This window comes from Neisseria perflava (assembly GCF_024170405.1).
GTDB lineage: Bacteria > Pseudomonadota > Gammaproteobacteria > Burkholderiales > Neisseriaceae > Neisseria > Neisseria perflava_B.
In genome coordinates this window covers 1-26520 of record NZ_JALJYC010000024.1, presented here as the reverse complement: position 1 = coordinate 26520, position 26520 = coordinate 1, and the positions used below count along the sequence as shown (strand labels likewise).

General features: G+C 50.6%; 22 protein-coding genes. 16 read left to right on the top strand and 6 right to left on the bottom strand.

Features of this window, described 5'->3' with window-relative positions; translation table 11 throughout:
• Window position 1: 1 nt before the first annotated feature.
• Window positions 2-1129, bottom strand: coding sequence for a PilT/PilU family type 4a pilus ATPase (locus tag J2T37_RS09205; RefSeq protein ID WP_253355315.1), 1128 nt, complete (start codon window positions 1127-1129; stop codon window positions 2-4).
• 220 nt (window positions 1130-1349) lie between these two features.
• On the opposite strand from J2T37_RS09205, the gene J2T37_RS09200 reads away from it, so the two are divergent.
• From J2T37_RS09200 to lepB, 4 genes are all read left to right on the top strand, one after another.
• Window positions 1350-2051, top strand: coding sequence for a 5'-methylthioadenosine/adenosylhomocysteine nucleosidase (locus tag J2T37_RS09200; protein WP_253355303.1), 702 nt, complete (start codon window positions 1350-1352; stop codon window positions 2049-2051).
• A 290-nt stretch (window positions 2052-2341) separates the two neighbouring features.
• Complete coding sequence (locus J2T37_RS09195; protein WP_253355302.1) at window positions 2342-4333, top strand: acyltransferase family protein; 1992 nt, start codon at window positions 2342-2344, stop codon at window positions 4331-4333.
• A 136-nt stretch (window positions 4334-4469) separates the two neighbouring features.
• Window positions 4470-6263, top strand: a complete 1794-nt coding sequence (gene lepA / locus J2T37_RS09190) for a translation elongation factor 4 (protein WP_253355301.1) — start codon at window positions 4470-4472, stop codon at window positions 6261-6263.
• Complete coding sequence (gene lepB, locus J2T37_RS09185) at window positions 6263-7249, top strand: signal peptidase I (protein WP_253355300.1); 987 nt, start codon at window positions 6263-6265, stop codon at window positions 7247-7249. The genes lepA and lepB overlap by 1 nt, the downstream gene beginning before the upstream one ends.
• A 70-nt stretch (window positions 7250-7319) precedes the next feature.
• Here the strand turns inward: lepB and J2T37_RS09180 are convergent, their stop codons facing one another.
• Window positions 7320-8207 (bottom strand): DMT family transporter, encoded by an 888-nt coding sequence (locus J2T37_RS09180; protein WP_253355299.1) that lies wholly within the window; start codon window positions 8205-8207, stop codon window positions 7320-7322.
• A 273-nt stretch (window positions 8208-8480) separates the two neighbouring features.
• Window positions 8481-9806, bottom strand: a complete 1326-nt coding sequence (ribBA, locus tag J2T37_RS09175; protein WP_253355298.1) for a bifunctional 3,4-dihydroxy-2-butanone-4-phosphate synthase/GTP cyclohydrolase II — start codon at window positions 9804-9806, stop codon at window positions 8481-8483.
• A gap of 217 nt (window positions 9807-10023) precedes the next feature.
• Here ribBA and J2T37_RS09170 point away from each other — a divergent pair, with 217 nt between their 5' ends.
• Window positions 10024-10635 (top strand): DUF4230 domain-containing protein, encoded by a 612-nt coding sequence (locus J2T37_RS09170; protein WP_437179471.1) that lies wholly within the window; start codon window positions 10024-10026, stop codon window positions 10633-10635.
• Between the two features lie 196 nt (window positions 10636-10831).
• Here the strand turns inward: J2T37_RS09170 and J2T37_RS09165 are convergent, their stop codons facing one another.
• From J2T37_RS09165 to J2T37_RS09155, 3 genes are all read right to left on the bottom strand, one after another.
• Window positions 10832-11128, bottom strand: a complete 297-nt coding sequence (locus tag J2T37_RS09165; protein ID WP_253355296.1) for a chaperone modulator CbpM — start codon at window positions 11126-11128, stop codon at window positions 10832-10834.
• Window positions 11129-11140: 12 nt separating this feature from the next.
• On the bottom strand, window positions 11141-12031 hold the full coding sequence (locus tag J2T37_RS09160) for a DnaJ C-terminal domain-containing protein (protein WP_253355295.1): 891 nt from the start codon (window positions 12029-12031) through the stop codon (window positions 11141-11143).
• A 141-nt stretch (window positions 12032-12172) separates the two neighbouring features.
• Window positions 12173-13399, bottom strand: coding sequence for a uracil-xanthine permease family protein (locus J2T37_RS09155; RefSeq protein WP_253355294.1), 1227 nt, complete (start codon window positions 13397-13399; stop codon window positions 12173-12175).
• A gap of 342 nt (window positions 13400-13741) precedes the next feature.
• On the opposite strand from J2T37_RS09155, the gene cmk reads away from it, so the two are divergent.
• The 11 genes from cmk to J2T37_RS09100 all read left to right on the top strand — a co-directional run.
• Window positions 13742-14401, top strand: a complete 660-nt coding sequence (cmk, locus tag J2T37_RS09150) for a (d)CMP kinase (protein WP_253355293.1) — start codon at window positions 13742-13744, stop codon at window positions 14399-14401.
• 158 nt (window positions 14402-14559) lie between these two features.
• Window positions 14560-16248 (top strand): 30S ribosomal protein S1, encoded by a 1689-nt coding sequence (rpsA, locus tag J2T37_RS09145; protein WP_253355292.1) that lies wholly within the window; start codon window positions 14560-14562, stop codon window positions 16246-16248.
• Between the two features lie 13 nt (window positions 16249-16261).
• Window positions 16262-16576, top strand: coding sequence for an integration host factor subunit beta (locus J2T37_RS09140; protein ID WP_253355291.1), 315 nt, complete (start codon window positions 16262-16264; stop codon window positions 16574-16576).
• 181 nt (window positions 16577-16757) lie between these two features.
• The gene (gene zapE, locus J2T37_RS09135; protein ID WP_253355290.1) at window positions 16758-17900 is read left to right on the top strand and encodes a cell division protein ZapE; all 1143 of its coding nucleotides are present in this window, start codon (window positions 16758-16760) and stop codon (window positions 17898-17900) included.
• Between the two features lie 94 nt (window positions 17901-17994).
• A complete protein-coding gene (gene ndk, locus J2T37_RS09130) occupies window positions 17995-18420 on the top strand; it encodes a nucleoside-diphosphate kinase (RefSeq protein WP_253355289.1) in 426 nt (141 codons plus the stop codon).
• A 200-nt stretch (window positions 18421-18620) separates the two neighbouring features.
• A complete protein-coding gene (gene rlmN / locus J2T37_RS09125; protein WP_253355288.1) occupies window positions 18621-19715 on the top strand; it encodes a 23S rRNA (adenine(2503)-C(2))-methyltransferase RlmN in 1095 nt (364 codons plus the stop codon).
• 4 nt (window positions 19716-19719) lie between these two features.
• Window positions 19720-20475, top strand: coding sequence for a type IV pilus biogenesis/stability protein PilW (gene pilW / locus J2T37_RS09120; protein WP_253355287.1), 756 nt, complete (start codon window positions 19720-19722; stop codon window positions 20473-20475).
• 7 nt (window positions 20476-20482) lie between these two features.
• The gene (locus tag J2T37_RS09115) at window positions 20483-21349 is read left to right on the top strand and encodes a helix-turn-helix domain-containing protein (protein WP_253355286.1); all 867 of its coding nucleotides are present in this window, start codon (window positions 20483-20485) and stop codon (window positions 21347-21349) included.
• Between the two features lie 3 nt (window positions 21350-21352).
• Entirely contained in the window at window positions 21353-22618 is a 1266-nt protein-coding gene (gene ispG / locus J2T37_RS09110) for a flavodoxin-dependent (E)-4-hydroxy-3-methylbut-2-enyl-diphosphate synthase (protein WP_253355285.1), read from the top strand.
• Between the two features lie 638 nt (window positions 22619-23256).
• Window positions 23257-24156 (top strand): OmpA family protein, encoded by a 900-nt coding sequence (locus J2T37_RS09105; protein ID WP_253355284.1) that lies wholly within the window; start codon window positions 23257-23259, stop codon window positions 24154-24156.
• Window positions 24157-24184: 28 nt separating this feature from the next.
• Window positions 24185-26520, top strand: a 2336-nt coding sequence (locus tag J2T37_RS09100; RefSeq protein ID WP_253355283.1) for a beta strand repeat-containing protein, incomplete at its 3' end; no start/stop codon positions are given.

The window sequence follows — 26520 nt, the reverse complement described above, 5'->3', positions numbered from 1 at the left end:
CTCAAATCAATTCCAAATCCGGCCCAGCATTTTGTGCACGGCGGCTGCGCAGTTGGATGTCTAAGCGCAAATCATGCGCGGAGTCGGCATTTTTAATGGCCTCTTGAAAACTGATGTCGCCGTTTTCATACAACTCGTACAAGGCTTGGTCGAAGGTTTGCATGCCTTGGGCGGTGGACTTTTTCATCAGCTCTTTGATGCCGTAAATCTCGCCCTTATGAATCAAATCGGCAATCAGCGGCGAGTTGAGCAATACTTCTACCGCCGCCACGCGGCCTTTGCCTGATTCGCGCGGGATAAGACGTTGTGAAATAAAGGCTTGCAGATTCAACGATAAGTCGGTTAAGAGCTGGGTACGGCGCTCTTCCGGGAAAAAGTTGATGATACGGTCAAGCGCTTGGTTAGTATTGTTGGCGTGCAAGGTGGCCAAACACAGGTGGCCGGTTTCGGAAAATGCAATCGCATAATCCATGGTTTCGCGGTCACGAATCTCGCCGATGAGAATCACATCCGGCGCTTGGCGCAGGGTATTTTTCAGGGCAACCGACCAGTTTTCGGTATCCACGCCGATTTCGCGTTGGGTGATGATGGAATTTTTATGCTGGTGGACAAACTCAATCGGGTCTTCGATGGTAATAATGTGGTCGAAGCTGTTTTCATTGCGGTAGTCGATGAGCGAGGCCAGCGAGGTGGATTTGCCCGAACCGGTTGCGCCGGTAAAAATCACCAAGCCGCGCTTGCGCAAAGCGATTTCTTGTAAAATCGGCGGCAGATTCAGGGTTTCAAACTTCGGAATATCGCCGGTAATGGAGCGCAACACCAGCGTTGTCGCGCCTCGCTGCACCATCGCATTGACACGGAAACGGCTGGTATCGGGCAGGCTGATGGAGAAATTGCATTCATTGGTATTGGAAAACTCTTCGATCTGCTTTTGGTTCATGATGGAAAAAGTGATTTCCATGCAGCGCTCGGCGCTCAGCGGCTCATCCGACAGGCGCGTAATTTTACCGTCCACTTTCATGGCCGGCGGGAAATTGGGGGTTACAAACAAATCCGAGCCTTTGTATTTGTTCATATGGCGCAGCCAGCCGAACAGCTCGTCTTTGGGAGTGGGGGGCGCATCGTACATCATGTGTATCAAATCCTTTTTATTTGAAACACATTATATCAAGGATGAAAGGCTTACGCCCGTGTCAGGGCAAATGCGCAATAATATTTCTGTCACAGCCGTTGCAAAATGGAAAAAAACTGAACGGCAGGCATAATGGATAAAATCGGAACAGGATGCGCTAAATCGGATACGGCTTTTGCTATAATGGCGCAAATTTTTATCAGGAAAAGGAATCAGGATGACGATGAAAACGGTTGCTGTGATTGGTGCGATGGCGCAAGAAATCGAGTTACTGAAAGGCCGTCTGAATCATGCGCAGGAAGTGGCATTCGGCAAATTCCAAGCCTATGTCGGCGAATTGTCGGGCAAACGCGTGGTACTGGCTTTGAGCGGTATCGGCAAGGTCAATGCGGCGGTGGCGACGGCTTGGGTGATTCACCAATTTGCACCGGATTGCGTGATTAATACCGGCAGCGCGGGCGGCTTGGGCAAGGGTTTGAAAATCGGCGATGTAGTGGTGGGCACGCAAATGGCTCATCATGATGTGGATGTCACGGCTTTCGGGTATTTATGGGGGCAAGTGCCGCAACTGCCTGCCGCATATGACAGCGATGTCGGTTTGGTTGCTGTAGCCAATCAAGCGGCGGCGGTATTTGAAGGTGCGCAGGTAACTCAGGGGCTGATTGTCAGCGGCGATCAGTTTGTGCACAGCAGCGAAACGGTGGCGCAGATACGCGGGCACTTCCCTGAGGTAAAAGCGGTCGAAATGGAAGCGGCGGCGATTGCGCAGGCGTGTTATCAACTGGAAACGCCGTTTGTGGTCATTCGGGCGGTGTCCGATTCGGCAGATGAAAAGGCCGATGTCAGCTTTGACGAATTTTTAAAAACGGCGGCGGTCAGCTCGGCGCAAATGGTTATGAAAATGATAGAGGCATTATGATGAATTAATGTTTTTTTTGATGATAAAAGAATTTTTGAATTTTGCATAAAATAAACGGCGTTTGTTTGGTAACAATGCCGTTTATTTTTTTGTCGGCCTGAAAATATCAATGAGGTGGTATCTTAGCATCTATATATCCAGCCGGTTTGCCGTGAAATAGAAATACGGGTATGCTTACGGCATGTATTTTCATAATAAACGAGTTGGATACCTCAATGCGTTATACCGTTAACCGCCTGCTCCGGGCGTATCGGATAGGTTAAAAATAGGATGGAGCAGAAGGATTTAAATTGGCTTTGCAGCATAAATTAAAATACCGCAGTGAAATTGATGGCCTTCGTGCGGTTGCCGTGTTGCCCGTTATATTGTTCCACGCCGGTGTATCCCTTTTTCAAGGGGGATTTGTCGGCGTGGATATTTTCTTTGTCATCAGCGGCTACCTGATTACCGGCATTATCCTCAAAGATTGCGACGAAGGTAAATTTTCCATCGTTGATTTTTATGAACGGCGTTTCCGGCGCATTTTGCCGGCATTGTTTTTTGTGCTGGTGTGTATTTATCCCGTCGCTTATATGTGGCTGATGCCGTCTGAAATGAAAGCGTTTTCGCAAAGCTTGGTGGCGGTTTCCGTATTTTCCAGCAATATATTGTTTTGGCTGACCAGCGGTTATTTTGACACGGCAACAGAATTAAAGCCCCTGTTGCATACTTGGAGCTTGGGGGTGGAGGAGCAGTATTACCTGTTTTTCCCTTTATTGCTGCTGCTTTTATACAAAATCAAAAGAAAAAATTGGGCTGTGCCGATGATGGGCTTGTTGACCCTGTTCGGTTTGGCGGCGGCACAATGGGCAGTGCAAAAATATCCGATGGCGGCTTTTTACCTGCTGCCTTTTCGGGCATGGGAGCTGATGGCCGGAGGTTTGGCGGCGGCTTACTTGCGCCGTTATCCTTTGAAAGACACTGCGGACGCCGTCAGTCAATGCGGCAGTTTGGCCGGTTTGGCAGCTTTGCTGATTGCGATTTTTACCTTTGACAAATACATGCCGTTTCCGGGCTGGAATGCTGCAGTTGCGGTTATCGGCTCGGTATTGGTCATCATCTTTACCACGCCGAAAACCTGGGTGGGCAAGATATTGGGCAATGCGGGAATGGTCAGAATCGGCTTAATCAGTTACAGCGCTTATCTGTGGCACAATCCTTTGTTTGCTCTGGCGCGAGTGCGTTCCGAGTTTGAGGTAGAGCCTTATCCGCTAATGGTCGGATTGGCGGTGCTGTCGCTGGTGTTGGCCGATTTTACTTGGCGCTATGTCGAAGCGCCGTTTCGCGATAAAAAGCGTTTTTCGCGCGGGCAGATTTTCCAAATCAGCTTGGTAGGCAGTGTGGCGATGTGCGCCATTGGCTTGGGCGGACATTTTTATTTTCAAAAGCAGGAATACAAATTTGATTATGGTTGGGATCAAGCGGCGCGGCGGCATACCTGCCTGATTCAAGAGGATAATCAGGATAAACAGGATGCGTCATGCTATGAGCAGGGTGAAAACCAAGTATTGCTGTGGGGCGACAGCCATGCGGCCTCGCTTTATCAGGGTTTGTCGGGATTTGCTAAGGCGCGCGGCGTGGCATTGACCCAGCTGACCGAGTCCGCCTGCCCGCCGTTACTGGATTGGACGGCCTCAACCCGCAGTAACTGCCAAGCCATCAATAGCCGGATTATGTCGGAAATTGCGGCCAATCATTATGATACGGTGATTTTGCACAGCATGTGGTTTATGGAAAAAAGCCCGGCCGAAGTTATCCAAATTCAGACGGCCTTATCGAATACCGTGCAGCAGATTAAAGTCGTATCGCCGTCTTCTAAAATCGTGATTATTGGCAATGTACCGCGTTGGTATATTTCGGCCGAACGCGCTTATGAAAAAGAGTTGGAACGCGGTTTGATTTCAGCGGGGCAACACGTTTACGCAGCTGCCATCGTTTTGCCCGAATTGGAGAAAGGGCTGCGCCAGGTTGCGGAACAAGAAGGGGCATTATTTATTGCGCCGAGCCAGTATCTGTGCCAGCAAACCGGCAATGCGCACAAACCTTGTTTGTTGAGTGCCGACGGTACGCGGGAAAAAATGCTGTATATCGATGCCGACCATTTGTCGAAAACCGGCGCGGAAATTTTGGTAGAAGACATGAAAGCGCCGCTGGAAACCGTATTCGGCAAGGCTGCGGCAGAGGGCAAACCGTCTGAAATAGCGGCAACAGCGGCTAAAATAAAGAAAGATATGCAAAAATAGGGTTTTCCGCTAAAATGCGGCATTCACTGTTTTAGTTTGAAAAGGCCGTCTGAACAGGGTTCAAACCGAAATCGCGGATTTCTGTGAAACTGTTCAGACGGCCTTTCGATGAGTAGAGACCAAGCATTATAACAATATGAAAAACATCCGAAATTTTTCCATTATCGCCCATATCGACCACGGCAAATCCACCTTGGCCGACCGCTTTATCCAATATTGCGGCGGCTTGGATACGCGCGAGATGAGTTCGCAAGTACTCGATTCGATGGACATCGAAAAAGAGCGCGGCATTACCATCAAAGCGCAAACCGCCGCCTTAAACTATAAAGCCCGCGATGGCCAAACCTACCAGCTCAATCTGATTGACACCCCGGGACACGTCGATTTTTCTTACGAAGTCTCGCGCAGCCTGTCGGCGTGTGAAGGTGCGCTCTTGGTGGTGGACGCTTCGCAAGGCGTGGAAGCGCAAACCGTGGCCAACTGCTATACCGCCATTGATTTGGGCGTGGAAGTGGTGCCGGTATTGAATAAAATCGACCTGCCCGCCGCCGACCCCGACCGCGTGGCGCAGGAAATCGAAGACATTATCGGTATTGATGCTGTCGGCGCGGTGCAGTGTTCGGCCAAGAGCGGTATCGGCGTGGAAGATGTGTTGGAAGAAATCATCGCCAAAATCCCCGCGCCCGAGGGCGATGAAGACGCGCCTTTACAGGCCATGATTATCGACTCGTGGTTTGACAACTACGTCGGCGTGGTGATGTTAATCCGTATCAAAGAAGGCCGTCTGAAACTGAAAGACAAAGTGCTGTTTATGAGCACCAAAGCGGAAACGCAGGTCGAGCAGTTGGGCGTGTTTACGCCCAAATCGGTGCAAAAGCAGGAATTGAAAGCCGGTGAAGTGGGCTTTCTGATTACCGGCATTAAAGAGCTGGGTTCGGCCAAAGTGGGCGACACCATCACGCTGGCGGCGCGTCCGGCGGAAAAACCGCTGCCGGGTTTCCAAGAGGTGCAAAGCCAGGTATTTGCCGGCCTGTATCCGGTGGAAAGCCACGACTACGAAGCCTTGCGCGATGCGCTGGAAAAATTGCAGCTCAACGACGCCTCGCTGAAATTCGAGCCGGAAGTGTCGCAGGCGCTGGGTTTCGGTTTCCGTTGCGGCTTCTTGGGTCTCTTGCACTTGGAAATCGTGCAGGAGCGCTTAGAGCGCGAATTTGATATGGACTTGATTACCACCGCGCCGACGGTGGTGTATGAAGTCATATTGAAAAACGGCGAAAAAATCGAGGTGGAAAACCCCTCCAAGCTGCCCGATATCAGCCAAATTGAAACCATTCTGGAGCCGATTATCACCGCCACGATTTTGGTACCTCAGGAATATGTCGGTAATGTGATGACACTGTGCAACCAAAAACGCGGCGTGCAGGTAAATATGCAGTATATGGGGCGGCAGGTCATGCTGACCTACGATTTGCCGATGAACGAAGTGGTGATGGATTTCTTCGACAAGCTCAAGTCCACTTCGCGCGGCTATGCTTCGCTGGACTACCATTTCAAAGAGTTCCAGCCCTCGGATTTGATTAAGCTGGACATTATGGTCAACGGCGAAAAAGTCGATGCGCTGAGTCTGATTGTGCACCGCCAAAGCGCGGTACACCGAGGCCGCGAGCTGGCAGCGAAAATGCGCGAGCTGATTCCGCGCCAGATGTTCGATATTGCGGTGCAGGCGGCCATAGGCAGCCAGATTATCGCCCGCGAAAACGTCAAAGCCTTGCGCAAAAACGTCTTGGCCAAATGTTACGGCGGCGACATCACGCGTAAGAAAAAACTGTTGGAAAAACAAAAAGCCGGTAAACGCCGCATGAAGCAGGTGGGCAATGTGGAAATCCCGCAAAGTGCGTTTTTGGCGATTTTGCAAGTGAGTGATAAGTAATGAGCAATAATTTACTTTTAGCCGCTATCGCGGCCTTTATCGTCGGCTTGGTGCTGTATTTCAAAAGCAGCAAAGAGCGCGAGGCAAACGGCGAGTGGAGCGGCGGCCTGCAATGGGGCTATCTCTTGATGATGGTCGGCGTGTTCGGCGTGCTGTCGTTTATGATGAGCTTTACCGCCGTACTGCTGGTGTTTGTGGTGTTTACCGGCGTGGTGTGGCTGGTGCACAAAGGCCGTCTGAAAAAAGACCCTGCCCATCAGGACAAAGGCCATTTTACCGATTACATGAGCGGTTTTTTTCCGATTATTTTAATCGTATTTGTGTTGCGCACCTTTATTGCCGAGCCTTTCCAAATTCCGTCCAGCTCCATGCGCCCGGGGTTGGTGGTGGGGGATTTTATTCTGGTGAATAAATTTTCCTACAGCATCCGCACGCCGATTATCAATAATGTATTGATTCCGACCGGCGACATCGAGCGCGGCGATGTGGTGGTATTCAACTATCCGGAAAATCCGAGCGTCAACTACATCAAACGCGCCGTCGGTCTGCCGGGCGATGTGGTGGAATATAAAAACAAAGTATTGAGCATTAATGGCCAGGTAGTTGCCGATAAAGCCGAAGGTATGCAGACTTATGCCGAAAACACCGCCCAGTACGGCGTGGTGGATATTCAGGCCGAAGCCTACCGCGAGCAAATCGGCAGCCACAGCTTCCAAGTGTTGAAAATGCCCGATCAGCCTGCTTTTATCCCGCAGGCAGTACGCGCAGAATTTCCCTATCGTGAAAACTGCGAATACGCGCAAGACGGTTCGGCGTTTAAATGTACTGTGCCCGCAGGCCATTATTTTATGATGGGTGACAACCGCGACAACAGCGAAGATTCGCGCTATTGGGGCTTTGTCAGCGACAAGCTGATTGTGGGTAAAGCCTTCCTGATTTGGATGAACTTCGGCGATTTCGGCCGGATTGGTACGACCATCCAGTAATTTGGATAATGAAAATGCCGTCTGAAAATTGTGTTTTTTCAGACGGCATTTTTGTATCCTGATATAGGTGTTATTTATTTGGCTTACCCTTTACCGACCCCAAATAAATCGCCAGCAGCGTTAGAGCTGCGCCGCCCCATTGGAGGGCGTTAATTGGTTTGTCCAGCCAGAAATAGTCGATCACCAGCGCTGCCACCGGCTCGGTCAGCAACAGCAAACCGGTTAAGGATAGCAACAACAGCGGAATAGCATACGCAATCAGTCCCCAAGCGAAGCATTGCATGACCGCCCCGTACACCAATATCAAACCAATATCGCGCCAGTTGGTCGGATACAGCGCACCACTGTCAAAAATCAATGCCGGCGCAATCAGCGACAATATGCCGCCTATGCTCAACAACATCATCAGTGGAAACAGCGCGGTCTGCTCGATTTGGTGGGTTTTGCGGATAAAGACCATAGACAGCGCCAACATCGCGCCGGAGGTAATACCGCTGACAAAACCCCACGAGGCATTGCCGTTGTGACCAAATTCCGGGCTGGCAATCAGCGCTACGCCTGCTACTGCCAAAATCAGGCTGAGGATTTGCAGCAGGCTCAGGCGTTCGCGATAAAAGAAAAAGCCGATGGCAGAGAGAAAAAAGATTTGCAGGCTGTTGAGCAGGGTGGAAATGCCCGGGCCGACGGCGTGTATGCTTTCGTGCCACAGTGCCAAATCGAAGGCCAGGAACACGCCCGATAGCAGTGCGGTATAAATGGTTTTAGGGTTGCGTGGCATTTTCTGGCCGAAAAAGCGCGCCAGCAACCAAAAAATTACCGCAGCGACCGCCAGCCGCCAAAAAGCAATGGCATATGAGCCGACGGCGACAAATTTGACAATCAGGCTGCCCAAACCAAAAATAATGCAGCCGATAACCAACAGCGGCGCGGCATGGGAGGATGTGTGTGGTGTAGCCATGAGGTGTATGATATTGGAACGAGACGAAAGCAGAATTTTGTCATAAACGGCATTTATCTGCCATTTGTCTGCCGGTTATCAGCTTCGGACAATACCGTGCAATTCATCATAAACAAATCATGTGGCTTGGGATAAAATCCAATAAAAATTTCGGTAATATCGGATTCGCAACCCGGCATGATTTTATGCTTATGGCTTCTTGTTAAAGAATCTCATGATAAAGGCCGTCTGAAAAATATTTTTTAGACGGCCTAAGTCATTTAAATATCAGGTTTATTTCTCAGCTTCTTCAAAGCCGGCAATTTCCAAACCGAAACCGGTCAGGCCGGAGAAGGATGAGGGGCGACCCAGTACGCGCAGTTTTTTCACATTCAGATTGGCCAAAATCTGCGCGCCGATACCGTAGCTTTTACTGTCCCACTTATAGGCTTGGTTTGCACCTTTGGGCAGGGTGCGGTCGAGCAGGGCGGCGCCGTCTTCGAGGCGGTGCATAAGGATTACCACGCCGCTGTCGGCTTGCTGGATGCGTTCCAAGACTTTGGGCAGCGACCAAGAATGGCGCGGGTTGGGCTGGATAAAGTCCATCGTGCTGAAAGGCTCGTGCACGCGCACCACGGTTTCGCTGCTGTCGGACGGTGTGCCTTTGACCAGCGCCAGATGGGTTTCGCCGGTCAGTTTATCGACGTAAACATGCTGTTGGAACTCGCCCCACGGGGTGCTGACGGGCATGTCGCCCATTTCTTCCAGCAGGCTTTCGGTGCGGCTGCGGTATTCGATTAAGTCGGTAATCGTGCCGATTTTCAGGCCGTGTTCTTCGGCGAATTGCATCAATTCGGGCATACGCGCCATCGTGCCGTCGTCGTTGATGATTTCGCAGATGACGGCGGCGGGAATCAGGCCGCTCATTTGCGCCAAATCCACGCCTGCTTCAGTGTGTCCGGCGCGCACCAATACGCCGCCTTTTTGCGCACGCAGCGGGAAAATATGCCCCGGCTGGACAATGTCTTCCGGTTTGGCGGCGGGGGAGACGGCCGTCTGAATGGTCAGGGCGCGGTCGGCGGCGGAAATGCCGGTGGTAATGCCGTGCGCCGCTTCGATGGAAACGGTAAAGTTGGTGCCGTATTGCGCACCGTTTTTCTGCGTCATCATCGGCAGGCCGAGTTTCTCGACCATGTGTTCTTCCATCGGCAGACACACCAAACCGCGCGCGTGTTTAATCATAAAGTTGATGGCTTCGGGCGTCACGAATTGCGCCGCCATCAGCAAATCGCCTTCGTTTTCGCGGTCTTCCGCGTCGGTAATGATGACCATTTTGCCGGCTTTGATGTCGGCCAGAATTTCAGGGATGGTGGAAATGTGGCTCATGCTGTTCCTCTCTTCTGGGTGGGTTGCAGGCTCGCCGTCTAACCACATATCGGGCATGGCGGCGGACTGTTCGATTTTGCGGGCTTTCTTTTCGCCGAACGATTTGTTTTTCAACAAGGCGGACAATTCGCCCTGATTGATGCCGGTGGCGGCAATAAAGCGGCATTGCTGGCCGCCGTATTTGTCGTTAATCCACCGGCGCAGATTGATTCGGCGCCATTCGGTAATGCTCATGCGTTCTCCTTTGAACGGAACACGCTGCCGATTGTAGGCTGATACGGCGTAAAAAAGCAAATTTGGTAATATTTTTTATTAATTACTTTTTAGTAATATTTGGAACGGTAAAAGGCCGTCTGAAAATGCAGCGGCTTTCAGACGGCCTTACGGCAGAAGGCTTGAATATACGGCGATTGGCGTCATATCTAGAATACTGTTTGCTAAGGAAAATATGATGGGAAAAATATTCAGCCGAGTAGTGGGATTGGTGGTATTGTGTGTGGTGGCGTTGGCGGCGGGCAGTTGGCTTTATGGCCACGCTGACGAACAACCTGCGCACAACGCATTAACGCGCGATGGCGTGGTCATGCAGCTTAAACAGATGAACCGCTTGGAAAGCACGGCGTTTTACATCGACACGATTATCCGCACGGAGAAAAAAGGCGATTGGCGCAAGCTGTGGCAGGACGCGCAAAGCGGGCTGTTTACCGTGCGCGGCAAGGTGTTGGCGGGTTTGGATTTGGACAACTTAACGGCAGACAATGTCAATATCGTGGACGGCAAAGTCATCATCAGCCTGCCGCCGGTGGAAATCCTCAGCGTGGATTTGGAAAATATTGAGGTGTATGACATTCAAACCGGCACGTTTAATTTGTTGCCACCGGATAAGGCGGTGTTTAACGAGGTGCAGCAGGCGGCGCGCAAGCAGGTATTGCAAAGCGCCTGTAAAGCCGACATCCTGCAACATGCCAACCGCCAAGCGCAGGCGCAGTTGGAAAATCTGTTTGCGCTGACGCAGACCGAGGTATCGGTGTATCCGGCGGCAGTGCCGGTGTGTCAGGCTTGAATATAGCAGGGAATCAATTTATGCCGTCTGAAAACATCAGCATGGTGTAGGTTGGATTGCCAACCCAACGCTGCTTTAGTTTGCTTTAGTTTCTGTTGGGATTTCATCCTAATCTACCTCACTATAATTAAAGAAAATTAAAGAAAAGGCCGTCTGAAAACATCAGTGTTTTCAGACGGCCTTTTCTTCAGGAAAATTACTCCCGTTCAACATCCAGCAACGACAGCGGCCGTTGCAGTTTGCGCAGCTCTTCCACCTCATCGAGCAGGCGCATAATCAAGCCCAGCGCGGGAACACCGGCTTCAAAGTCATGCGCGATACGCTGGGCGCGGCGCATGCGGGCGAGTTGGAAACTGCCGAAGCTGCTGTGTTCGGGGGTGTCGCTGACGCTGATGATGTCTTCTTCTACCAGCGCCAGCAGCCAGTCACGGCGGCTGTTGCTGGCGGCGAGCAGTTCTTCAAAGGTCAGGGTAATGTCGGTATGCGGATTCATAGTTGTCCTTTCTTATGCGGAGCGTCCGGCGAAGTGATCGGCCAGTTGCTGCCAAGCGGCGCGGTCGGCTTCGTTTTCGATGGGCGGGACGGTAATGCGGATGTTCAGATACAAGTCGCCCGGCTCTTTGGCGGTGGAAACGGTAATTTTGCCGCCGAGCACGGCCTGCCACGGGGTCACATCAATGGTTTGGTACACGTCTTTTTTGTTTTGCACATACAAATCAGGGCGGGCGTGGAATTTGATGGTCAGATACAAATCGCCGTTGGCGCCGCCGTTGTAACCGGGCAGACCTTGCCCGCTCAGGCGGATTTGCTGGCCTTCGCTAATGCCTTTCGGGATTTTGACATTCAGCGTTTTCGCTTCGTAGGCCACGCGGCCGTAGGCATCGGTGGTGGGGACGTTGACGGTCAGGGTACGTTCCGCGCCGACATAGGCGGCGTAAATATCCACGTCCAATTCGCCGTATTGGTCTTCGCCTTTAATCGGGCCGGTCGGCTGCTGCTGGCGGCTGCTGCGCTGGCTGCGGTTGAACGATGAAAACAGGTCTTCAAAGTTGAAGTCGCCGCTGCCGAAAGGTTCGCTGCCGTCGGTGTGGTATTCGTAACGGAAACCGCCGTTGCCGAAAGGCGTGCCGCCCGCACCAAACGGATTGCCGCTGCCGCCTTGCGCACCGGCATGGCTGTAAGGGTTGGCCAGCATTTCATCGTATTCGGCGCGTTTGTCTTTGTCCGACAGGGTTTCGTAAGCCAAATTGATTTCGGTGGTGCGCTCGGCCGCATCGGGTTCTTTGCTGACATCGGGATGGTATTTGCGTACCAGTTTGCGGTAGGCTTTTTTGATGGCGGCATTATCCGCATCTTTGGCCACGCCGAGTATGTCGTAATAGTTTTTGTCTGCCATAGTCGAGCCTTTATTGATTTAATAATGAATTAATAAAATGACTATGGGGATAAATGTTGATGAAGTCAATAGGAAAAATAAAATAATGCCGTCTGAAAAAACGAATGTTCAGACGGCATTATTCATATCAAATGGGAGAGGTTAGCTGCCCGCTTCGGCATTTTCCGTGCGGTTTGGCAGAATCAGGTTCAAGACAATCGCCAAAATCGCGCACAAGCCCACTCCGGCAAAGCTGAGCGTGCCGATTTTAATCACCATTCCGCCCACGCCGGTGGTCAATACCGAGCTGACAATCACCAGATTTTTCGGCTGCATCAAATCCACTTTGGCATCAATCATGGCTTTCAGACCCAAAGAGGCGATGGTGCCGAACAGCAGAATCATAATTCCGCCCATCACCGGCAGCGGAATCGATGCTAAAAAGGCATTGAATTTACCGAAAAACGCCATGTAGATGGCAAAAATCGCTGCCCACGTCATGATTTTCGGGTTGCTGTTTTTGGTAATCATCACCGTGCCGGTGACTTCGCCGTAGGTGGTCACGGGAGGCCCGCCAATCAAACCGGCCACGCACACGCCCAGACCGTCGCCCGTCAGCGTTTTATCCAGGCCCGGATCTTTGGCGTAATCCTTGCCGGTTACATTGCCGATGGCCATAATGCCGCCGATGTGTTCAATCGCGGGGGCGATGGCAACCGGCAGCATAAACAGCGCCGCCTGCCAGTTGACCTGCGGCGTTTCAAAGTGCGGCACGGCAAACCACGGCGCGGCGGCGATGCCAGAAGTATCCACCAAGCCCAAAACCAGTGCCAGCAGATAGCCCGCCGCCACACCGATTAAAATCGGAATCAGCTTCATCATTTTGCTGCCGAATACCGACACAATCACGGTTACGGCAAACGTAAAGCCCGCCAGCAGCAGCGACTGGGTGTAATCCATCACCTGCTTGCCGCCCGACTGCCCCATCGCCATCTGGCTGGCCGAAGCAGCCACAGACAAGCCGATGACCATAATCACCGGCCCGATGACCACCGGCGGCAGCAGGCGGTGTACCGCTTCCAAACCGCGCCAGCGGATAAGGGCGGCAAACACGAAATACATAAAACCGGCGGCAAACAGGCCGAACATGGTTGACGGCAGTCCCCATTCGCCGACGGAATAAATAATCGGTGCGATAAAGGCAAACGACGAACCTAAGAAAATCGGCACTTTGCGTTTGGTGACGATTTGGAACAGTAAGGTGCCGATACCCGCACCCAGCAGCGCCAGCGCCGGATTCAAACCGGTGAGCAGGGGAACGAGCACCATCGCACCGAAGGCGACAAACAAGATTTGTGCGCCGGAAATGGCTAATTTCAGTTGTTGCATGGTTAAATTCCGTTAAATAAACGGTGGCGATTATACCCGTGATAAAGCATTTTGGATATTTGGGGCGGTGAAACGGCCGCCTAAGCGGGGCAATGCCGTCTGAAAAATTAAAGCCGTTGCCGGAATTTTGTTTATAATGCGGCATTCGCGATATTTGGATATTTTCAGACTGCCTGTCACTGCGCAGGAGATGGCGTTTTCAAGTTTGCCTGTCGGCGGCCGGAAACGTATTGTGGTCGTATGCCGGAGTTGCACACCCGTACGATGTAGCGTATTGCTTTGAAAATTCATTAAAAACGCCGTCTGAATCCACCTTTCCTGTTACGAAAAGAGAACACGACTATGTCAGACAAACAAAAAGTCATCGCCATCGACGGCCCGAGCGCCTCGGGCAAAGGTACGATTGCTTCACGCGTGGCCGCTATTTTGGGTTTCGATTATTTGGATTCCGGCGCTTTATACCGCCTGACCGCGCTGTATGCGCAAAAACAGGAAACGGATTGGGCGGACGAGGCTGCTGTGGCGGCATTGGCCGAGCAGCTGCCGGCGCAGTTTGACGGTCAGAAGGTATTATTGGCCGGAGAGGACGTATCCGAAGCCATCCGCAGCGAAGCCATCGGCATGGGCGCATCGGCCGTGGCGCAGCTGCCTGCCGTGCGTGCCGCTTTGTTGCAGCGTCAGCGCGATTTTCTGACCGGCAAAGGTTTGGTGGCCGATGGCCGCGACATCGGTTCGGTCATTTTCCCAAATGCGCAGTTGAAGATTTTTCTGACCGCCAGTGCGCAAGTACGTGCCGAGCGCCGCGCCAAACAAATCGGCCTGCCGTGCGAAGGCGTAGCATTTGAACGGATTTTGGCCGACATTGAAGCGCGCGATGAAGCCGACCGCCGCCGTGCCGTCGCTCCGCTGCAACAGCTGCCCGATGCGCAATTATTGGATACCACGGAATTGGGCATTGAAGAAACCGTAAAAAAAGTGCTTGATTGGTATAGTAAAGTCTGAGAATTGCTGTATAATTCTCCCGTTTTCTTTCAGACGGCCTTTTGACGGAAAAAGGCCGTCTGAAAAATTTTAATATTTCAACCGTCTGCCGCGCCAAGGGCGGCAGATTTTATGCAACCAACCCCGCACCCCTTGGCGGTGTACCGAAAAGAGAATATATGACTATGGAAAATTTTGCCCAGTTGTTGGAAGAAAGCTTTACCCTGCAAGAGATGAACCCCGGTGAAGTGATTACTGCCGAAGTGGTCAACATCGACCCCAACTTTGTGACAGTAAACGCCGGTTTGAAATCAGAATCTCTGATTGATGTGGCTGAATTCAAAAACGCTCAGGGCGAGATTGAAGTTAAAGTAGGCGATTTCGTAACCGTGACCATCGAATCCGTTGAAAACGGCTTCGGCGAAACCAAACTGTCACGCGAAAAAGCCAAACGCGCTGCCGACTGGATTGCTCTGGAAGAAGCCATGGAAAACGGCGACATCCTGTCCGGTGTTATCAACGGTAAAGTCAAAGGCGGCCTGACCGTGATGATCAACAGCATCCGCGCATTCCTGCCGGGCTCGCTGGTTGACGTACGTCCCGTTAAAGACACTTCTCACTTTGAAGGCAAAGAGATTGAATTCAAAGTTATCAAACTGGACAAAAAACGCAACAACGTTGTGGTATCACGCCGTGCGGTTCTGGAAGCGACTTTGGGCGAAGAGCGCAAAGCCCTGCTGGAAAACCTGCAAGAAGGCGCAGTGGTTAAAGGTATCGTGAAAAACATTACCGACTACGGTGCATTCGTTGATTTGGGCGGTATCGACGGCCTGCTGCACATCACCGACCTGGCATGGCGCCGTGTGAAACACCCGAGCGAAGTGCTGGAAGTCGGCCAAGAAGTAGAAGCCAAAGTATTGAAATTCGACCAAGAAAAACAACGCGTTTCTCTGGGTATGAAACAACTGGGTGAAGACCCGTGGAACGGCCTGACCCGCCGCTATCCGCAAGGTACCCGTATCTTCGGTAAAGTGTCTAACCTGACCGATTACGGTGCGTTCGTTGAAATCGAACAAGGCATCGAAGGTTTGGTACACGTTTCCGAAATGGACTGGACCAACAAAAACGTACACCCGAGCAAAGTGGTTCAACTGGGTGACGAAGTAGAAGTGATGATTCTGGAAATCGACGAAGACCGTCGTCGTATTTCTTTGGGCATGAAACAATGCCAGGCTAATCCGTGGGAAGAATTTGCCGCCAACCACAACAAAGGCGACAAAATCAGCGGTGCCGTTAAATCCATCACCGACTTCGGCGTATTCGTAGGCTTGCCGGGCGGTATCGACGGTTTGGTTCACCTGTCTGACCTGTCTTGGACCGAAGCAGGCGAAGAAGCGGTACGCAAATACAAAAAAGGCGAAGAAGTTGAAGCCGTCGTATTGGCCATCGACGTGGACAAAGAGCGCATCTCTTTGGGCATCAAACAGCTGGAAGGCGATCCGTTCAACAACTTCATCAGCGTGAACGACAAAGGTTCTCTGGTTAAAGGTACTGTGAAATCCGTTGACGCCAAGGGCGCCGTGATTGCCTTGACCGACGAAGTAGAAGCTTACCTGCCGGCTGCCGAATTTGCCGCTGACCGCGTAGAAGACTTGTCCACCAAGCTGAACGCCGGTGACGAAGTTGAAGCCGTTATCGTAACCGTTGACCGCAAAAACCGCAGCATCCGCCTGTCTGTGAAAGCGAAAGACGCTAAAGAAAACCGCGATGCGCTGAACTCTGTTAATTCTGCTGCCGCAGTTGCACACGCCGGTACCACCAGCTTGGGCGACCTGTTGAAAGCCAAACTGTCCGGCGACCAAGAATAAGGTTGCAGCCGACATGACCAAGTCTGAATTAATGGTTCGTTTGGCAGAGGTTTTTGCCGAAAAAAACGGTGATCATTTGATGGCTAAAGATGTCGAGTACAGCGTAAAAGTTTTGGTTGATACCATGACCCGTTCGCTGGCTCGCGGCCAACGAATCGAAATCCGCGGTTTTGGCAGCTTCGACCTGAACCACCGTCCGGCACGTATCGGCCGCAACCCGAAAACCGGCGAACGTGTGGAAGTGCCAGAAAAGCATGTTCCGCACTTCAAACCGGGTAAAGAGTTGCGCGAACGCGTGGACATGGCCTTACAAGAAGGCGCCAATTAATTGAAGTAAGATAAACGCCGCAGCAATGCGGCGTTTTTGCGTGTGTTATCCGCGTGATGACCGGCGTGCAATTTGTTGTAAAGGCTTGGAGGCCGTCTGAAATCCTTTATAATGTCGGCAGGATTGTACCGGCGCGGATAGTGTCGGCTGCATAGCCAAGAATGAAGAATAAGGTTGAAACATGAGTGATAGAGAAAACGTATTTTCCCCGCCTGCGTTTGATAACCATAGTCCGCTAACCTGGTATCAGGCTGCGGCGCAGCAGCCGGGTTTTATCAGCGATAAGGCGCAAGCGTCCGCTATCGAGCATTTAGATAGACTGTGGACGGATTTGATGATGTTCAAGCGCAAGCGCAACCGCTTTTTGGGGCGCAGTCTGCGTTCGCCGCAAGTGCCCAAAGGCCTGTATTTCTACGGTGGCGTCGGGCGCGGTAAAAGTTTTTTGATGGATGCATTTTTCGGTTGCCTGCCGTATAGACGTAAACGCCGTGTACATTTCCATGCGTTTATGACGGAGATTCACACCCGCTTGAAAGGGCTGAAAAGCGAAGCCAATCCGATGAAGGCGGTGGCGGCGGAAATTGCCAAAGAAACGCGCGTTTTGTGTTTTGACGAGTTTCACGTCAGCGATATTGCCGATGCCATGATTTTGGGGCGTTTGCTGGAAAACCTGTTTAATGAAGGCGTGGTGGTGGTGGCGACTTCCAATTACGCGCCGTCCGAACTTTATCCGCAGGGGCAGAATCGCAGCAGTTTTCTACCAACCATTGCGCTGATTGAAGCCAATCTGACCGTGTTGAATGTGGACGGCGGCGAAGATTACCGCTTGCGCACCTTGAAGCCGGCGGAAATTTTCTTTGTGCCCGCCGATGAAGAAAACGAACATAAATTGGCGGTATTGTTCCAAGAAATGTCGGGAACAAGCGGATTAAATCCCGGAATCAGCACCATACACGGACGTGAGATTCCGCATAAAGCCCAATCGGAACGTGCCGTGTGGTTTGATTTTCGCGCCTTGTGTTTCGGCCCGCGCTCGCAGGCGGATTATCTGTATTTGGCAGAGCATTATGAAATTGTGTTTATTTCCGGTTTGGAACGCCTGACCCCGCAGGAAAAAGCCGAGGCGCGCCGTTTGACTTGGTTGATTGACGTTTTATATGATTACCGCGTTAAAATGTGCGCTACCAGCGCGGTGGCAGTGGATGAAATTTATGTCGAGGGCGATTTTGCGCAGGAGTTTACCCGCACCGCCAGCCGTATGACCGAAATGCAGTCGGAGGCTTATCTGGCGCAGGCGCATTTGACTTTGGGTAAAAAGCAGTAATCGCATGATGACAGCCGCCAATCATGCAAGATTTTTGGTAAAATAGCGGCTCTTTGGTTTGCACCACTATATCTTTGAGAATAAGGAGATTCTTATGGCGATTGAACGCACCATTTCCATCGTGAAACCCGATGCTGTCGGCAAAAATGTCATCGGTAAAATTTACAGCCGTTTTGAAGACAACGGCCTGCGCATCGTGGCTGCCAAAATGAAACACCTGACTACCCGCGAAGCGCAGGATTTTTACGCTGTACACAAAGAGCGCCCGTTTTTCGGCGAACTGGTGGAGTTTATGACCAGCGGCCCGGTAATGATTCAGGTGTTGGAAGGCGAAAATGCCGTGGCGAAAAACCGCGAGCTGATGGGCGCAACTAATCCGGCCGAAGCTGCACCGGGTACGATTCGTGCCGATTTTGCCGATTCGCTGAGCGTGAACGCGGTACACGGTTCCGACAGCTTGGAAAACGCTGCGATTGAAATCGCTTATTTTTTCAGCCAAAGCGAAATTTGCCCGCGCTAAATTTCAGGGTAAATGACAGGCCGTCTGAAAAACATGGAAATTCCATCTGTTTCAGACGGCTTAAAGACGTTTATCATTCTTTTCAGACGGCCTGATTGAAAAAGAGGCCATCTGAAAAACAGGCTATTCAAGCAAATCGGTATGTTTCTCGATACGATATGCCGTTTTGCTTGAACAGCTTTCAATGACGATGTAAGAACATGAAAACCAATTTATTAAACTATGATTTGCCCGGTCTGACCGAGCATTTTGCCGCGATGGGCGAAAAACCGTTTCGTGCCAAACAGGTTATGCGCTGGATTCATCAGGCGGGTGCGGCCGATTTTGACGAAATGACTGATTTGGCGAAATCTTTGCGCCAAAAATTAAACGAACAGGCTGTTGTCGGCGTGCCGCAACTGATGACTTCGCAAGAGTCTTCAGACGGTACACGCAAATGGCTGCTGGACGTCGGTACGGGCAACGGTGTGGAAACCGTGTTCATTCCCGAATCCGAGCGCGGTACGCTGTGTATTTCTTCCCAAGTCGGCTGCGCGCTGGAGTGTACCTTTTGCTCTACCGGCCGTCAGGGGTTCAACCGTAACCTGACCGCTGCCGAAATCATCGGCCAATTATGGTGGGCAAATAAAGCCATGGGCGTGACCCCGAAAAACGAGCGGGTGATTTCCAATGTGGTGATGATGGGCATGGGCGAGCCGATGGCCAATTTCGACAACGTCGTAACCGCTTTGAGCATTATGCTGGACGACCACGGCTACGGTCTCAGCCGCCGCCGCGTAACCGTTTCTACTTCGGGCATGGTGCCGCAGATGGATAGACTGCGCGATGCCATGCCTGTGGCTTTGGCTGTTTCGCTGCATGCCTCCAACGATGAAGTGCGCGATAAAATCGTGCCGCTGAATAAAAAATATCCACTCAAAGAGCTGATGGCGGCTTGCCAGCGCTACTTAGTCAAAGCGCCACGTGATTTTGTGACCTTTGAATATGTCATGCTTGATGGGATTAATGACAAGGCGCAACATGCGCGCGAACTGATTGAGCTGGTCAAAGACGTGCCGTGCAAATTCAATCTGATTCCGTTCAACCCGTTTCCGAATTCCGGTTACGAGCGTTCCAGCAATGAAAACATCCGCGTGTTCCGTGATATTCTGCAACAAGCCGGTTTTGTTGTGACCGTGCGCAAAACCCGTGGCGATGATATCGACGCCGCCTGCGGCCAACTGGCCGGACAAGTGCAGGATAAAACTCGTCGCCAGCAAAAATGGCAACAGATTTTGGTTGAGCAACAGGGTTAGGCCAATGAAAAAAAGCGTTTGGCAATTTCTAATAGTTACGCTGGCTTTGTCGGCATGTGCCGGCAAGTCGGGTTCCAGTCATCGTGAGCGCGTTGAGCAAATGTCTAATTTGAAGACGCAGTTGGCACTGGAATACATGAAAGCCAAGGATTACCGCCAGGCAACGGCAAGCATTGAGGATGCTTTGAAAGCCAATTCATCCAACGAAGTGGCATGGCTGGTGCGTGCCCAGATTTATCAGTATTTGAAAGTATCGGATAAGGCGCAGGAAAGTTTTTTGAAAGCCTTATCATTGAAACCTGACAGCGCCGAAATCAACAATAACTACGGTTGGTTTGTATGCAGCGATTTGAATAATCCGGCCGCCTCCATCGCTTATTTTGATAAAGCATTGGCTGATCCAACCTATCCGGCGCCCTATATTGCCAATTTAAACAAGGGGATTTGTAGTGCCAAATTGGGACAGTTTTCTTTGGCGCAGGCTTATTTTGAGCGGGCATTGGCAGCCAATCCTAGTTTTTATCCAGCTTTCAAGGAAATGGCTAGAAGCAAACTGATGGCAGGTCAATTAACTGAAGCAGACTACTATTTCCGCCAGTATCAGAGCAAAGTTGACGTTTTACAAGCGGATGACTTGTTGCTGGGATGGGAATTAGCAACCGCATTAGGTAACATGCAGGCTGCTTATGAATATGAAGCGCAATTACGGGCAAATTTCCCCTATTCGGAAGAATTACAAACCATCACAACAGGGCGTTGAAGAATTTATGCAAAACCAATCAAAAAATACTTATAACCAAGAAGCAGCCAAGGCTTTGGGCGAAGAATTCCGTCAAACGCGGGAAAAATTAGGTATTGATGTTGCTGATGTCAGCAAGCAGCTAAAACTTTCGGTCGAACAGATTCAGGCTTTGGAAAGCGGTGATTATTCATCTTTTTCCGGCATTGTGTTTGTAACCGGTTTTTTACGTTCTTATGCACGCCTGTTTAAAATGGACGAGCAAGAAATAGAAGGCCGTCTGAATACTGTTGTCCCGCAAACTGCCGGTCATACTTATGCAGTTAATCGCGAAAAGGAAAGCAGCTTCAACTATCAGAGTATTGAGAAAAACGGCTTTCCAAAATGGATATTAGGCGTTGCAGCGCTGGCGCTGATTATCGGCGGTGTGTATGTATGGCAGAATAAATCGGATTTTGAAAACCAGCAGCAAAATGCAGCCGACAGCAGCGCGGTGCAAAACAGTTTGCAAGCGCCCGAATTGCAATCCAGCAATATTGCAGTTTCCAAAATGAAGGGTGATGGTACACAAATCATCGCCGCGTCCGAGGCTTCCGCAGTTGCTGCCTCGGCCGCTTCCGAACCCGCTAAACCGACTGTCAGCGTAGGACCTGACGAGCTTTGGATTAAAGTTCAATATCGCAGCAATTTGATTATTAAAGATAAAGACGGGAAAATGGTTTTCAGCCGTATTATTCCGGCCGGTAGCGAACGCCGCTTTAAAGGCGGTGCGCCTTATGAAGTATGGGTAGGGATTGCAGCGGGCGCAGAAGCGAATTATGCTGGAACGGCAATTAATCCGGCTGCGCACCGTGCCGAGGGTGAGAAATCCGCTACCTTTACCGCAGGAAAATAAACCATGAACACACTCAAACGCCGCCAAACACATCAAGTACAAATCGACCATATTACTGTTGGTTCAAGCGCGCCGGTTGTGGTTCAGTCCATGACCAATACCGATACCGCCGATGCCGCTGCTACCGCCCAACAGGTCAAAGAATTGAGCGATGCCGGTTCGGAAATGGTGCGCATTACGGTTAACAGCCCGGAAGCGGCTTCAAAAGTGGCCGAAATCCGTCAGCGCTTGGATGATATGGGGTATTCCACTCCTTTGATTGGCGATTTTCACTTTAACGGTGAGCGTCTGCTGGCTGAGTTCCCAGAATGCGGCAAAGCTCTATCTAAATACCGTATTAACCCGGGTAATGTCGGCAAAGGCGCCAAAGGCAATGAAAAATTTGCCTTTATGATTCGTACTGCTGCTGAAAATAATAAAGCTGTGCGTATCGGCGTCAACTGGGGTTCGCTCGACCAGAGTTTGGCCAAGTGCATGATGGATGCCAATCTTTCTTCCGCCACGCCAAAACCGCCGGAAGAAGTGATGAAAGAAGCGTTGATTGTTTCTGCTTTGGAATCTGCCGAAAAAGCCGTTAATCTTGGTTTGCCGGAAGACAAAATTATTTTGTCATGCAAAGTCAGCGCAGTACAAGACTTGATTCAGGTTTACCGCGAATTGGGTAGCCGCTGCCAATATCCGCTGCATTTGGGTTTGACCGAAGCCGGTATGGGCAGCAAGGGAATCGTGGCATCCACTGCGGCATTGGCGGTATTGCTGCAAGAAGGCATCGGCGATACCATCCGCATTTCTTTAACGCCCGAGCCGGGCAGCTCCCGTACCCAAGAGGTGATTGTGGGTCAGGAAATTTTGCAAACCATGGGCTTGCGCTCGTTTACCCCTATGGTGACCGCATGCCCGGGTTGCGGCCGGACAACGAGTACGGTGTTTCAAGAGCTGGCGCAAGATGTACAAAATTATTTGCGCCAGAAAATGGTGGTATGGCGTACCATTTATCCTGGCGTTGAATCATTAAATGTGGCTGTGATGGGCTGCGTTGTCAACGGGCCGGGAGAAAGTAAATTGGCTGACATTGGTATCAGTCTGCCTGGTACGGGCGAGACGCCGATTGCGCCGGTTTATGTGGATGGAGAGCGTAAAGTCACGCTCAAAGGTGAGAATATCGCCATTGAGTTTCTAGAGATTGTTGAAGAATATGTGAAAACCAACTATTGCGAAGGCGGAGCGAAACGCAATCAGCCTCGTACTATTCCGATTCAATCAGTTTAAGAGTATTTGAAGCGGTAATGTGAGCAAGGCCGTCTGAATGATGATTCAGACGGCCTTTTGCTTAATCAGAAAAATTTAATGATTTGTTTCTGTCGTGATGGTCAAGATTTATGAGATAAACGGATAAGCAGCATGATATAAGCGTTTAATATAAACGGACTTAAATTCCGAAAAACGGCTTATCTTATTTATTCTTTAATGAAAAAAAGTTCCTGCTTTTTTGTTGTACAAATGGCACAATATGACTCTTTTACATAAAATAACTCGCGTTTTTATCAAGAAATTTATAGCAGTTTTGGATTGGAATATTTTCAATGTGAAAATTTTTAAAAATATAATTGATTGAACATAAAAAGAAAAACATCAATATAAAAATTATGCTAACAAAATAATACAAAACATAAATTTGCAAGTGCAATTTTCATTATAGTGAAGCTATCGGAACTTAGTTTTTTATAAAATCGGAAATGCTTGATATGCGTTATTATGCGGCCTCACATTCATCATTAGGCTGCTATATCCATGCAAATTGAGTGTTTGACTTGCTGGATGCCTCGATGTGATGAAGGAATCAGGCCGTCTGAAAAATAACAGGCGTTCTATCAAGCACATTTATTTCAAAATGGGAATTCTGAAAAATGACTAAACTCAAAATCATGAGCGTGGCCGTTGTAGCGCTGGCTCTTAGCGCTTGTACAACAGCCGGCTATCCAAAAGAAAAGTGGGTAGATTTTCGCGCTAACACCGTCACTCAACAAATTGCAGAAGGCGATAGCAATTTGGTCTTCTATCGTGGCGAAACCGGTAATCCGAAAACCGCCGTTAACATCTATGTCAATGGCGAATACCACACTTCTTTGCAGCAAGACGGATATTCCCAACTTGAAGTATGTGCTCAGCCCCAACGTATCGGCGCTTATGTAACCGGTTACGACAACCAATATCAAGGCAAAGCGACTGGCGGCGAAACTTACGACTTGCCTAACGGTAAATCAGCTTACTTCCGCGTAGTAGCAGATGATAATGGACATGCGCAACTGCAACCTGTTAGCGAAGAAGAAGCAACGCAAGAAATCAATCATAAAAAATATCAAAACAATACCCTGTCCCGCGTGGATAAAGTCAATACTTGCGTACCCCGAGAAGCGAAAAAATATGTATTGAATGCGGCGGCGTTGTTCCCGTTTAATCAATCATCTGCTAAGAGTATTTATGCTAAAGGCCGTAGCGAAATTGCTGCCGTAGCACAAGATATTCGCAATCATCCTAAAGCCGCGACTTCAGTTGAAGTCATCGGCCATACTGATCCTCAAGGTAAAAAAGCCTACAACCAAACCCTGTCTGAAAAACGCGCTCAAGCCGTTGGACAACTCTTGGTTGAAGGCGGCGTCCCTGCCAACTTGGTACATACCAGCGGCAGAGGCGACAATGAGTTGCTGGTTACAGACTGCGCCAAATACAAAGGCGCTGAACGCAAAGCTTGTGACCAACCCAACCGCCGTGTAGAAATTAAACTCTACACTGGTCGTCAACAATAAAATATCCACAATACGGAGATAAACCTTAATGTCAAACATCACCTTAAAAATCAACGATTCAAAAGAAACCATTCGTATCGTTGACTTTAATACCGACGGTAAAAATGCCGTTCGTGTCGCAGCCCAGGCAAACGTCAACTACGAATTTGTTGACCAAGCCACAGGCTACGGCCCGGAAAACATCCTGACCAAGCGCGTTGGTCAGGATTTGTATATTGCATTTGAAGGCGAAGATATTGCGACGCCTGATTTGATTATTGAAAACTACTATGCAGCCAACGGCGAAATCGGTTATGCCGATGGCGACAGCAACCTGCTGGTTGGTTTGCACGAAAACGGCAATTACTACGCCTATGTACCTGAAAGCGGTCAACTGAATGACGCCGTTAGTATGTTGGCGGAAGAAATGTTTGCCGGCCAAGCATTGGGCGGAACAGAAGCTTCTGCCTTGGCGGCAGGATTATGGTGTTTCAACCCGTGGTGGCTGCTTGGCCTGGCAGCATTGGCAGGCGGCATTGCGGCTTTAGCTGCCGGTTCTGGTGGTAGCAGTGGCAGCAGCAGTTCTACTGTTGTTGCTAATGGTAGCGCAGATTCCACAGTATCTTCTGATAGCGATAGCAGCACCGTAACCATTACAGGTACAAGTGCTAACATCGCTGCAGGTACTACTGTAACCGTAACTCTGACCGACAGCGAAGGCAATACCGTCACCGCAACTACTACTGTGGCCTCCAATGGTAGCTACAGCATTACTGTTGATACTTCAAGCCTGACAGATGGTTCGGCAACTGTGACTACTGCTGTAACTGATAGCAATGGCAACACGATCACCGATACTGATACAACGACTTTAGATCAAGTAGATGGTAGTGCTGATTCATCAGTAACCACAAACAGTGATACCGATTCCGTAACCGTAACCGGTTCGACCACTGATGTCGCCGCAGGCACCACTGTCACTGTAACTTTGACCGACAGCGAAGGTAACACCGTCACTGCGACCACTACCGTGGCTACAGACGGCACTTACTCTGTCACTGTGGATACCAGCGATCTGACCGACGGCACCGTGACAGTCGACACCGAGACCACCGACAACAACGGCAATACCGTGACCGATACGGACACCGTTGAATTGGATCAAAGCGAAGGTGCGACTGATTCATCAGTAACCGCAGACAGTGATACCGATTCCGTAACCGTAACCGGTTCGACTACTGACGTGGCTGCGGGTACCACCGTTACATTGACCATTACCGACAGCGAAGGTAATACCGTGACCGCCACCACCACCGTGGCGAGCGACGGCACTTACTCAGTGACTGTGGATACCAGCGACCTGACTGACGGTACTGTGACTGTTGATACCGAGACCACCGACAACAACGGCAATACCGTGACCGATACGGATACCGTTGAATTGGATCAAAGCGAAGGTGCGACCGACACCACCGCCACTGCCGACAGCGACACCGACAGTGTAGCCATTACCGGCAGCACCACCGACGTGGCTGCGGGTACCACCGTTACATTGACCATTACTGACAGCGAAGGCAACACTGTAACTGCCACCACCACCGTGGCTTCAGACGGCACTTACTCAGTGACTGCCGATACCAGTGATTTGACTGACGGTACCGTGACTGTCGATACCGAGACCACCGACAACAACGGCAATACCGTGACCGATACGGATACCGTTGAATTGGATCAGACCGAAGGTGCGACTGACACCACCGCCACTGCCGACAGCGACACCGACAGTGCAGCCATCACCGGCAGCACCACCGACGTGGCTGCAGGCACTACTGTCACTGTAACTTTGACCGACAGCGAAGGTAACACCGTCACTGCTACTACTACTGTGGCGAGCGACGGCACTTACTCAGTGACTGCGGATACCAGCGATCTGACAGATGGTACTGTTACTGTGGATACTGAAACCACTGATAACAATGGCAATACTGTTACCGACAGCGACACCGTTGAAATCGACCAGGAAGAAAGCAGCGCAGACTCTACCGTAACAGCGGACAGCGACACCGACTCAGTGACCGTAAGTGGTTCAACTACTGACGTAGCGGCCGGTACCACTGTCACCGTGACCGTGACCGACAGTGAAGGCAACACCGTGACTGCAACCACTACCGTGGCTTCAGACGGCAGCTACAGCGTCACTGTAGATACTTCTGACCTGACAGACGGTACTGTGACTGTGGATACCGAAACTACCGATAACAATGGCAATACTGTTACCGACAGCGACACCGTTGAAATCGACCAGGAAGAAAGCAGTGCGGACAGCACCGTAACAGCAGATAGCGACACCGACTCAGTGACCGTAAGCGGCAGCACCACTGACGT

Excerpts from the sequence above, each read along its gene's own strand:
- cmk (WP_253355293.1), top strand. The coding sequence starts at position 13,742 with ATGTCAGACAAACAAAAAGTCATCGCCATCGACGGCCCGAGCGCCTCG.
- J2T37_RS09205 (WP_253355315.1), bottom strand. The coding sequence starts at position 1,129 with ATGTACGATGCGCCCCCCACTCCCAAAGACGAGCTGTTCGGCTGGCTG.
- ndk (WP_253355289.1), top strand. The coding sequence starts at position 17,995 with ATGGCGATTGAACGCACCATTTCCATCGTGAAACCCGATGCTGTCGGC.
- J2T37_RS09160 (WP_253355295.1), bottom strand. The coding sequence starts at position 12,031 with ATGGCAGACAAAAACTATTACGACATACTCGGCGTGGCCAAAGATGCG.
- J2T37_RS09170 (WP_437179471.1), top strand. The coding sequence starts at position 10,024 with ATGGGAAAAATATTCAGCCGAGTAGTGGGATTGGTGGTATTGTGTGTG.
- J2T37_RS09165 (WP_253355296.1), bottom strand. The coding sequence starts at position 11,128 with ATGAATCCGCATACCGACATTACCCTGACCTTTGAAGAACTGCTCGCC.
- J2T37_RS09105 (WP_253355284.1), top strand. The coding sequence starts at position 23,257 with ATGACTAAACTCAAAATCATGAGCGTGGCCGTTGTAGCGCTGGCTCTT.
- zapE (WP_253355290.1), top strand. The coding sequence starts at position 16,758 with ATGAGTGATAGAGAAAACGTATTTTCCCCGCCTGCGTTTGATAACCAT.
- J2T37_RS09115 (WP_253355286.1), top strand. The coding sequence starts at position 20,483 with ATGCAAAACCAATCAAAAAATACTTATAACCAAGAAGCAGCCAAGGCT.
- J2T37_RS09155 (WP_253355294.1), bottom strand. The coding sequence starts at position 13,399 with ATGCAACAACTGAAATTAGCCATTTCCGGCGCACAAATCTTGTTTGTC.
- pilW (WP_253355287.1), top strand. The coding sequence starts at position 19,720 with ATGAAAAAAAGCGTTTGGCAATTTCTAATAGTTACGCTGGCTTTGTCG.
- rlmN (WP_253355288.1), top strand. The coding sequence starts at position 18,621 with ATGAAAACCAATTTATTAAACTATGATTTGCCCGGTCTGACCGAGCAT.
- J2T37_RS09140 (WP_253355291.1), top strand. The coding sequence starts at position 16,262 with ATGACCAAGTCTGAATTAATGGTTCGTTTGGCAGAGGTTTTTGCCGAA.
- J2T37_RS09200 (WP_253355303.1), top strand. The coding sequence starts at position 1,350 with ATGACGATGAAAACGGTTGCTGTGATTGGTGCGATGGCGCAAGAAATC.
- rpsA (WP_253355292.1), top strand. The coding sequence starts at position 14,560 with ATGACTATGGAAAATTTTGCCCAGTTGTTGGAAGAAAGCTTTACCCTG.
- lepA (WP_253355301.1), top strand. The coding sequence starts at position 4,470 with ATGAAAAACATCCGAAATTTTTCCATTATCGCCCATATCGACCACGGC.
- ispG (WP_253355285.1), top strand. The coding sequence starts at position 21,353 with ATGAACACACTCAAACGCCGCCAAACACATCAAGTACAAATCGACCAT.
- J2T37_RS09180 (WP_253355299.1), bottom strand. The coding sequence starts at position 8,207 with ATGGCTACACCACACACATCCTCCCATGCCGCGCCGCTGTTGGTTATC.
- ribBA (WP_253355298.1), bottom strand. The coding sequence starts at position 9,806 with ATGAGCATTACCGAATGGCGCCGAATCAATCTGCGCCGGTGGATTAAC.
- lepB (WP_253355300.1), top strand. The coding sequence starts at position 6,263 with ATGAGCAATAATTTACTTTTAGCCGCTATCGCGGCCTTTATCGTCGGC.